The sequence below is a fragment of the Mesorhizobium sp. M7A.F.Ca.CA.001.08.2.1 genome (genome assembly GCF_003998455.1).
GTDB classification, from domain to species: domain Bacteria; phylum Pseudomonadota; class Alphaproteobacteria; order Rhizobiales; family Rhizobiaceae; genus Mesorhizobium; species Mesorhizobium ciceri.
Genome location: NZ_RZPW01000201.1, coordinates 1 through 8,942, shown reverse-complemented (window position 1 = coordinate 8,942; position 8,942 = coordinate 1). Strand labels below are relative to the sequence as shown.

Below are 8,942 nucleotides of genomic sequence, written 5' to 3'. Positions count from 1 at the left end.
CCCATAAGGCTCGTTGTAGCTTGTCGACGCTGTCGAGACGAGGCCGATGCGGCTGGTCTGGACGGCGAGCGCCGAGAGCAGGCTGATCGGCTCGAAACCGATCGAGCGCGACGTCTGGCTGGCAATGCCGATATTGGCTTCACGCAGGCCGGCGGCGTCCTCGCAGAACACCATGTCGAACTTCGCCGCCTCCGCCGTGCGCGCCAGCTGGATGTAATGATCGATGTCTATGCCGGCGGTGACGTGCGCCTTGGGGTGGCGCCAGGCGGCGATGTGATGACCTGTCGCCCACAGAAAGGCGCCGAGCTTCATCTGGCGAGCGGTCATCGGTCACCTCCGCCGGCAAGCCCGAGATGCGAGCGCAACATCGTGCCGCGATAGTTCTCTCGAAACAAGCCACGCCGCCGCAGCGCCGGCAAGACCAGATCGACGAAATCGTCGAGCGCAGAAAGCTGTGCCGGCATCAGGATGTTGAACCCGTCGCAGCCTCTCGCCCGGAATTCCTTTTCCAGCCTCTCGGCGACGGCAGCCGGCTTACTATCGGCGATAAGCGCGACGTTCGTCAGCACTTTCACAGCATCCGGATCGCGTCCGCACGCCGTGACACGGCGCCTGATATCGTCATAGCGTTCGGTCGCGCCCTCCACCAGTCCGCCGTCCAGCAGGATGACATCGGCGGTGCGAGTGGCAATATCGAAGTCGGATTCCTGCAGGCCCGACAAGACGAGCACTGGCGTATCCTGCGGCGACCGGGCGACGTTCAGCGGTCCGCGCACGGAAAAGAATTCGCCCTTGTGCTCCAGCAGGTGCATCTTTTCGGGGTCGTGGAAGCGGCCGCCGCTCTGGTCGAACAGCAGCGCGTCCGCATCCCAGCCCTGCCACAGACCTTGCACGATGCCGATATATTCCTCACTGCGACGGCGGAAATCGTTAGGCGAAAATCCTTCGGGCCGGCTGAAATTGGCTGCTTCCCGTGGCGCTTGCGTCATGGTTGCGTTCCAGCCACTGCGGCCGTGGCTGATAACGTCGAGCGAAGCGAAACGGCGTGCCAGATTGTAGGGTTGGTGGGCAATTGTCGAGGCAGCGGCAACCAAGCCGATCCTGCTTGTGACAGTCGCCAGAGCGGCCAGCAAGGTCGTCGCTTCGAAGGGCATCCGTTTGTTCGCGGCTTCGCTTTCGGACGCTGGCGCGGCATCGGCAAGCAGCACCATGTCCAGCCCGGCTGCTTCAGCCTTTTGCACGAAACCAGCCAGGCGGCTGAATTCCAACCCAGTCTCGAGTGATGGATCGGCGAGCGAAACGGCAAGATGCATTGTGGCGCCGTTGTCCATCGAGGGTTCCCTATGAGATGAAATGCCACCCGAACTATGTTCGCCACATCCTCGGATGGCAACCGCCGGCGCTGGGCCAAACCGCCGCTCACCTACCGGCCAGTCCCTATTTGCCGGCCAGCCTTTATTTGCCAGCAAGAAGATCGTTGATCAGCCGCTGGCAGCGCTCGGCCATGAAGTCGAGCAGCAGCCGCACTTTTGGGTCCTGCAGCTTCTTGTGCGGATAGACGGCGGCGAACTGCACCGGTGTCGGTGGCGTGCTGGGCAGGATCACCTTCAGCCGCCGGTCGCGGATGAATGGCTCGACCTCGAAGCGCGGCTTGTTGATGATGCCGCGGCCTGAAAGCGCCCAGCCGGTCAGCACGTCGCCATCGTCGGTGTCGTAGGGCCCGTGTACCTCGAATTTCTGCGGGCCGGTGGGGGTCTGCAGCGTCCACACATATTCGCGCGCGCCCGAATAACGCAGCATCAGGCAGTCGTGCTTCTTGCCGATCAGTTCCTGCGGCTCAATCGGTTCGCCGCGCGCTTCGAGATATTTCGGCGCCGCCACCAGCACGCGCTCGCATTCCATGATGCCGCGCATCCTGAGGCTGGAATCCTCGATGATGCCGAGCCGGAAGGCGACGTCGATGCCTTCCTTCATGATGTCGACATTGTGGTCCGAGAGCCTGAGCCGCACCTCGATATCAGGGTATTTGTCGTGGAAATCGGGGATGCCCGAAGCCACCAGCCGGCGGCCGAGGCCGAGCGGTGCCGTGACGCGGATGGTGCCGCGCGGCTGGCCGGAAAGGGCAGAGACCGCCGCTTCCGCCTCGGTGATTGCCTCCAGCACCTGCTTGGCGCCCCCGTAAAAAACCGTGCCATGCTCGGTCGGCATCAATTGCCGTGTGGTGCGGTTGAACAGCCGCACGCCAAGGTGCTTCTCCAGTTCCTTGATGCGGTTGGAAGCGACCGCCGGCGAAATGCGCATGTCGCGCCCGGCCGCCGACAGATTGCCGAGTTCAACGACGCGAACGAAGACGGCGATGTTGTCGAGATAGGCCATGCGGAGCACCTTCGCCGGTTTGCAGGATCAACCTAGTATTTTCCATTTTTTTTTGAAAGTCCTCGTGCGCCTCGCCTCTTTCCGTTTGCGCTCCAGCCCGTAAAGTCACCCAATCGGCAGGGACGATTTCAATGATGGATTTCGCGATTTTCTGGGATTGGCTGAGTTTTGCCGTGCGCTGGCTGCATGTCGTCACCGGCATCGCCTGGATCGGCTCGTCGTTCTATTTCGTCGCGCTTGATCTCGGCCTGCGCCAGCGTCCCGGCATGCCCGTCGGCGCCTTCGGCGAGGAATGGCAGGTGCATGGCGGCGGCTTTTATCACATCCAGAAATATCTGGTGGCGCCGGCCGAAATGCCGGAACACCTGACCTGGTTCAAATGGGAATCCTACGCCACCTGGCTGTCCGGCTTCGCCATGCTGTGCGTCGTCTATTATGCCGGAGCCGATCTGTTCCTGATCGATCCGAACGTGCTGCCGATGTCGGTCCCGGTCGGTATCCTGCTGTCGCTGGCAACGATCGGCGTCGGCTGGGTGGTCTACGATCTGCTGTGCCGCTCGCCGCTCGGAAAAAGCGACACCGGCCTGATGCTGGTGCTCTATTGCGTGCTGGTGTTCATCGCCTGGGGACTGACCCACCTGTTCACCGGCCGTGCCGCCTTCCTGCATCTGGGCGCCATCACCGCCACGATCATGTCGGCCAATGTCTTCATGGTCATCATCCCCAACCAGAAGATCGTCGTCGCCGACCTCATCGCCGGCCGCAAGCCCGACCCGAAATACGGCAAGATCGCCAAGCAGCGCTCTCTCCATAACAATTACCTGACGCTGCCGGTCCTGTTCCTGATGCTGTCGAACCACTATCCGCTGGCGTTCGGCACTGAGTTCAACTGGGTCATCGCCTCGCTGGTGTTCATCATCGGCGTGCTGATCCGGCACTATTTTAACTCGGTCCATGCGCGCAAGGGCAATCCGACCTGGACCTGGATGGCGGCACTCGTCCTGTTCATCGTCATCATTTGGCTGTCGACCGCGCCGAAAGTGCTGACCGGCGAACCCAAGGAATCCGCGTCGGCGCAAGTCTATGTCGCTTCAGCGCATTTCCCGGCGGTGCGCGACACCGTGCTCGGCCGCTGTTCGATGTGCCACGCGGCGGAGCCGGTCTATGAGGGCATCTATCATGCGCCCAAGGGCGTGATGCTCGACACCGATGCGGATATCGCCAACCACGCCCGCGAAATCTATCTGCAGGCCGGCCGCAGCCACGCCATGCCGCCCGCCAACGTCTCTCAGATCACCGACAAGGAACGGGCGCTGCTGGTGGCCTGGTTCGAAGGCGCAGGGAAATAGCATGAATTCGACACTTCTGCGCGGCCGCACGCTGTCCTTTGTGCGCTGGCCGCAAACTCTCGAAGACCATTCCGCCTGGCGCTACGAGGAGGATGGCGGACTGCTGATCCGTGACGGCAGGATCGTCGCCGCGGGTACTTATGCCGATGTTGAAAAGCAAGCCGACGAAACGGTGAAAAGGATTGACCACCGGCCGCATCTGCTGCTGCCCGGCTTCATAGATGCCCATGCGCATTTTCCGCAGATGCAGATCATCGCCTCCTATGGCGCCGAACTGCTCGACTGGCTGAACACCTACACTTTTCCGGAAGAAACGAAGTTCGCCAACGCCCAGCACGGCCGCCGCATCGCGCGGCTGTTCCTCGACGAAATGGTGCGCCACGGCACCACGACGGTCGCCGCCTACTGCTCGGTGCACAAGGCCTCGGCCGAAGCCTTCTTCGCAGAATCGCATGACCGCAACATGCTCAACATCGCCGGCAAGGTGATGATGGATCGCAATGCGCCCGACGGCGTGCTCGACACCCCGCAATCCGGCTATGACGACACAAAGGCGCTGATCAAGGAGTGGCACGGCAAGGGCCGCCAGCACTACGCCATCACGCCGCGCTTCGCCATCACCTCGTCGCCGGAGCAGATGGAGATGGCGGGCGTGTTGTGCCGCGAACATCCCGGCCTGCACATGCAGACGCATCTGTCGGAAAACCACGCCGAGATCGCTTTCACGCAGGAACTCTACCCGTGGGCGCGCGACTACACCGACGTCTACGAGCATTACGGGCTGTTAGGCAAAAAGAGCCTGTTCGGCCACTGCATCCATTTGTCGGAGCGCGAAGCGGATGCGCTTTCGGACTCGGGCTCGGTGGCGGTGTTCTGCCCGACCTCGAACCTTTTCCTCGGCTCCGGCCTCTTCGATTATCAGCGCTTTCGCCGACGCGACAAGCCGATCCGCATCGCCGCCGCCACCGATGTCGGCGGCGGCACCAACTACTCCATGCTGCGCACCATGGACGAAGGCTACAAGGTGATCGCGCTGAATGGCGAAAAGCTCAACCCGTTCCAGTCCTTCTGGCAGACGACGCGCGGCAATGCCGAGGCGCTGTCGGTGGTGGAAAAGATAGGCACGCTGGACGCGGGCACCGACGCCGACATCGTCGTGCTGGACGCCAGGGCAACGCCGGGAATGCGGCTCAGGATGGAGACGGTCGAGACGCTGGCGCAGGAACTCTTTCTCCTGCAGACGCTGGGCGACGACCGCTCCGTCCGCGAAGTTTATGTGGCGGGGCGGCCAGCCAAGGCTGACATGAGCGCGGGGTAAGACCCCCTCACCCGGATTACCAACCGAATTGCGAAGGCAATTCGGGGCAATCCGGCCTCTCCCCGAGGGGAGAGGAGGAAGCCGAGGCCCGTGCTCGTCTCTTCTCCCCTCGGGAGAAGGTGGCCACGCCACGGAAGCTTGACCGAGCGGAGCTTGTCGTACACACGACGTGTGACGATTTCGGAGAAAGAAAATGGCCGTTGCTGACGACATCGCTCTGATCAAGAGACAGGAAGAGACCCTTGTCTTCGCGACCTTCGACGAGGCCGTCGCTTTCAAAATCGGCTCCGCCATTCGCGATCGTGCAATCGCCGAAGATCTACCCATCATAGTCGACATCAGGCTGTGGGACCGGCCGCTGTTCTACGCCGCGCTGCCGGGCTCGAACGCTTCCAATCCCGACTGGGCGCGGCGCAAGATCAATGTGGTCAAACGGTTCCTGAGAAGCACCTATCGCATGGTGTTGGAACAGCAGCGCCCCGACCGCACCTTCAAGATTGGTGAAGGGCTGGAAATTGCCGACTACGTGCTGGCCGGCGGTGGCTTTCCGGTGAACGCCAAGGGCACCGGCGTCATTGGCGTCATCGCCGTTTCCGGACTGCCGGAGCGCGAGGATCACGGCGTCGTCGTCGATGCGCTGTGCGATCATTTGGGCGTCGACAAGCGCGGCTTGGCATTGCCTCGGGAAGCCGAATGACCGTGCTCGACCCCAAATTGTTCCTCGTCTCCATCTTCAACGCCGCCGTCGCCGCCGCCGATCCGGAACGAACCATCAGGGATCATCTGCCGGCCAAGCCCAAGGGCCGTACCATCGTCATCGGCGCGGGCAAAGGCTCGGCGCAAATGGCGGCAGCCTTCGAGAAAGTGTGGGACGCCCCCATCGAAGGGCTGGTCGTCACCCGCTATGGCTATGGCGCGACCTGCGAGCGCATCGAGATCATCGAGGCGGCGCACCCGGTGCCGGACGCTGCCGGCCTTGAAGCCTCGCGCCGGCTGCTGGCGAAGGTGCAAGGGCTGACGGCGGACGATCTGGTGGTGGCGCTGATTTCCGGCGGCGGCTCGGCGCTGTTGCCGTCGCCGGCCGGCAGCTTGACGCTGGCCGACGAGATCGCGGTCAATGAGGCGCTGCTCGCCTCGGGTGCGCCGATCGCGGCGATGAACACTATCCGCAAGCACCTTTCCACCATCAAAGGCGGCAGGCTGGCGGCGGCCGCATGGCCGGCCAGGGTGGTGTCGCTGATCGTCTCCGATATTCCCGGCGATAATCCGGCAATGGTCGCCTCCGGCCCAACCGTACCGGATACAGGCAGCCGCGCCGACGCGCTGGCCTCGATATCGGCCTATGGCATGAAACTGCCGGCCTCGGTGATGGCGCATATCAATTCGCCGGCCGCCGATGCGCCAAGCCCGGATGACGAGCGCTTTTTGCGCAACGAGGTGCATCTGATCGCTTCGGCCGGGGTATCGCTGGAAGCCGCCGCTGCGGAAGCGAAACGGCAAGGCGTCGAGGCGGTTATCCTCTCCGATGCCATCGAAGGCGAGGCGCGCGAGGTTGGCGGTGTCCACGCCGCGATCGCGCGTGAAGTGGCGACGCGCAACAGGCCTTTCTCGAGGCCGGTGCTGATCCTGTCGGGCGGCGAGACAACCGTGACGCTGCGCGCAAAAGGCAAGGGCGGCCGCAATTCGGAATTCCTGCTCGCCTTCGCCATCGGCATCAATGGCGTCGACGGTATCAATGCGCTGGCCGCCGACACTGACGGCATCGACGGTTCGGAAGACAATGCCGGTGCCTTTGCCGATGCTTCGACCGTGTCGCGCATGCGCGCTGCCGGGGTGGACGCCAAGGCTATGCTTGCCGGCAACAATGCCTGGACGGCCTTCAACGCGGTTGACGATCTCTTCGTACCCGGCCCGACCGGTACGAATGTCAACGATCTCAGGGCAATTCTGATCAGATAGCCGCAGCAATTCCAGGAAAACCGTGAAGCGGTTTTCCGTCCGGAATCGCGCAAAACAGACAATCAGGCGGCCATCAGCCGCTTCACCAGCTTCATGTCCTGCAGGAACCGTTCGCGTTCAGCCTCCTTGTCCGCGGGTTCGCGGATGCGCAGGATGAAGGAGGGATGGATGGTGATGAACACGCGCAATCCGTCCTCGCGCTCGATCACTTGTCCGCGCATCTTTGTCACCGGAATCGCCTTGCCGAGCAGCGACATCGCCGCTGTCGCGCCGAGTGCCACGGCGAGGTTCGGCTTGATCAGCTCGAATTCTTGGTCGATCCACCAGCGGCAGGCCTGAATCTCACCGGAATTCGGTTTGGAGTGGATGCGGCGCTTGCCGCGCGGCTCGAACTTGAAGTGCTTGACCGCGTTGGTGACATAGACCTTTTGCCGGTCGACACCGGCATCGTCCAGGATCGCATCGAACACCTTGCCGGCCGGACCCACGAAAGGTTTGCCGGCGAGGTCCTCCTGATCCCCCGGCTGTTCGCCGACGAAGATCACCTTGGCATTGTCAGGGCCTTCACCGAAGACGGTCTGCGTCGCGTCGCGCCACAGCGGGCAGCGGCGGCAGCCTTTCGCTGCCTCGCGCAATTCCGGAATCGTGCTTGCATCATCTTCCGGTGCTTCGACGGGCTGCTTCGGCCAATGCCGTGCCTGCACCTTTGCGTGGTGCGGCGCGGGTGTTGTCGGCATCTTCGCAATCATGTCCTTGGCGGCCTTGTCCGCTCCTGCGATCATGTCTGGAATGAGCGAGGCCTCGGGAAGGTTCCGCCAATATTTCTTCGGCATCTCCTTCTGCATGGCTTTCACCTTCAATCGCGCCGGGTTGAAGATGTTCTCGAAATAGGTGCGCCAGAGCGCCTCGGTATCGTCCTGATCAGGCGCATCGCCCTTGGCCGCGCCCGGCCCGATCGCCAGCCTTTCGCCATCCCAGTCGGCAGAGGCATAAGGGGTCAGGATCGTCCAGCGCATGCCGGTGAAACGTCTGACGAAGAAATCGGCGTTGCGCTCGACGATGAAATGATCCGGCTCGAACCAGGCGACATAGCGCTCATCGGCACCGTCGCCGATTTTCCGGAAACGTACGAAGGCGTGCATCTTGTGGCTGTCGCGCCGCACCGCCTTCTCCATGGCCTCGAGCCGCCTGGTGTCGGAATCCGACGCGATTTCCAGCAGTTTAGCCTCGTCGCGCAATCGCCACAGCATTCGGTAGAGAAAGGCAAACCGGCCGGGATCGGAATGGCAGAACGCCGTTTCGGCATGCCCGAGGAAGTCGCGCGGCACGACGAGTTGCGCGCCCGCAGGCACTTCAGGCAATTGTGCCTGCTCAGAGCCTGGCGCGACATGCCAGTCGACGTCCTCGGGCCTGACCTCATTCAAGGCCAGCCGCCGTGCCGCGTCACGCCAGCCCGCAAAATCCGTCTCGCTGTCGAGCCGAACTCTGTATCTGGCGAGATCGAGTTCCGCCGGCCGCATGATCAGAACAACGACAACTGTTCGCAGGAGGAGGCAATCTTTTCGCGCAGGCCGGCCTTGTCGGTCAGCGCGCCAGGTGACCAGCCTTCGGCGATGATGAACGGCCTGAGCTTGGCGATCGACTGGCAGATCCGTCCGACGTCCTCGAGCCGCATGCGCCGGTGCCGGCGCGTCTCCAAAATCTTCGCCACCACCTTGGTGCCGAGACCCGGCACCCGCAGCAGCGCTTCGCGGTCGGCGCGATTGATGTCGACGGGAAACTGCCCCCGGTTGCGCAGTGCCCAGCCCAGCTTCGGGTCGACGGCGAGATCGAGCATGCCGTCGCTGCTGCCGGCGAGGATTTCCGGTTGCGAAAAGCCGTAAAACCGCATCAGCCAGTCGGCCTGATAAAGCCGGTGCTCACGCATCAGAGGCGGCTTC

At 62.9% G+C, this 8,942-nt stretch carries 8 protein-coding genes and 1 pseudogene; 4 read left to right on the top strand and 5 right to left on the bottom strand.

Annotated elements, in window-relative coordinates:
* From EN914_RS14220 to EN914_RS14210, 3 genes are all read right to left on the bottom strand, one after another.
* The coding region (locus EN914_RS14220) for an LLM class flavin-dependent oxidoreductase (protein WP_127389133.1) at positions 1–327 on the bottom strand (327 nt) is incomplete at its 3' end.
* On the bottom strand, positions 324–1,331 hold the full coding sequence (locus EN914_RS14215; RefSeq protein WP_024501933.1) for an LLM class flavin-dependent oxidoreductase: 1,008 nt from the start codon (positions 1,329–1,331) through the stop codon (positions 324–326). The genes EN914_RS14215 and EN914_RS14220, both read right to left, overlap by 4 nt.
* Positions 1,332–1,455: 124 nt before the next feature.
* Positions 1,456–2,376 (bottom strand): LysR family transcriptional regulator, encoded by a 921-nt coding sequence (locus EN914_RS14210; RefSeq protein ID WP_024501932.1) that lies wholly within the window; start codon positions 2,374–2,376, stop codon positions 1,456–1,458.
* Between the two features lie 131 nt (positions 2,377–2,507).
* Here EN914_RS14210 and EN914_RS14205 point away from each other — a divergent pair, with 131 nt between their 5' ends.
* The 4 genes from EN914_RS14205 to EN914_RS14190 all read left to right on the top strand — a co-directional run bounded on the left by EN914_RS14205 (position 2,508) and on the right by EN914_RS14190 (position 7,002).
* The gene (locus tag EN914_RS14205) at positions 2,508–3,725 is read left to right on the top strand and encodes a urate hydroxylase PuuD (protein ID WP_024501931.1); all 1,218 of its coding nucleotides are present in this window, start codon (positions 2,508–2,510) and stop codon (positions 3,723–3,725) included.
* Position 3,726: 1 nt separating this feature from the next.
* The gene (gene guaD / locus EN914_RS14200) at positions 3,727–5,043 is read left to right on the top strand and encodes a guanine deaminase (protein WP_013528234.1); all 1,317 of its coding nucleotides are present in this window, start codon (positions 3,727–3,729) and stop codon (positions 5,041–5,043) included.
* A gap of 193 nt (positions 5,044–5,236) precedes the next feature.
* Positions 5,237–5,740, top strand: a complete 504-nt coding sequence (locus EN914_RS14195) for a heme-degrading domain-containing protein (RefSeq protein WP_024501930.1) — start codon at positions 5,237–5,239, stop codon at positions 5,738–5,740.
* A complete protein-coding gene (locus EN914_RS14190) occupies positions 5,737–7,002 on the top strand; it encodes a glycerate kinase (protein WP_024501929.1) in 1,266 nt (421 codons plus the stop codon). Before EN914_RS14195 ends, EN914_RS14190 begins: the two co-directional genes overlap by 4 nt.
* Positions 7,003–7,064: 62 nt before the next feature.
* Here EN914_RS14190 and EN914_RS14185 read toward each other — a convergent pair whose 3' ends face one another.
* On the bottom strand, positions 7,065–8,522 hold the full coding sequence (locus EN914_RS14185; RefSeq protein WP_024501928.1) for a UdgX family uracil-DNA binding protein: 1,458 nt from the start codon (positions 8,520–8,522) through the stop codon (positions 7,065–7,067).
* Positions 8,523–8,524: 2 nt separating this feature from the next.
* Positions 8,525–8,942, bottom strand: a pseudogene (locus EN914_RS14180) (radical SAM protein); the annotation flags it as partial.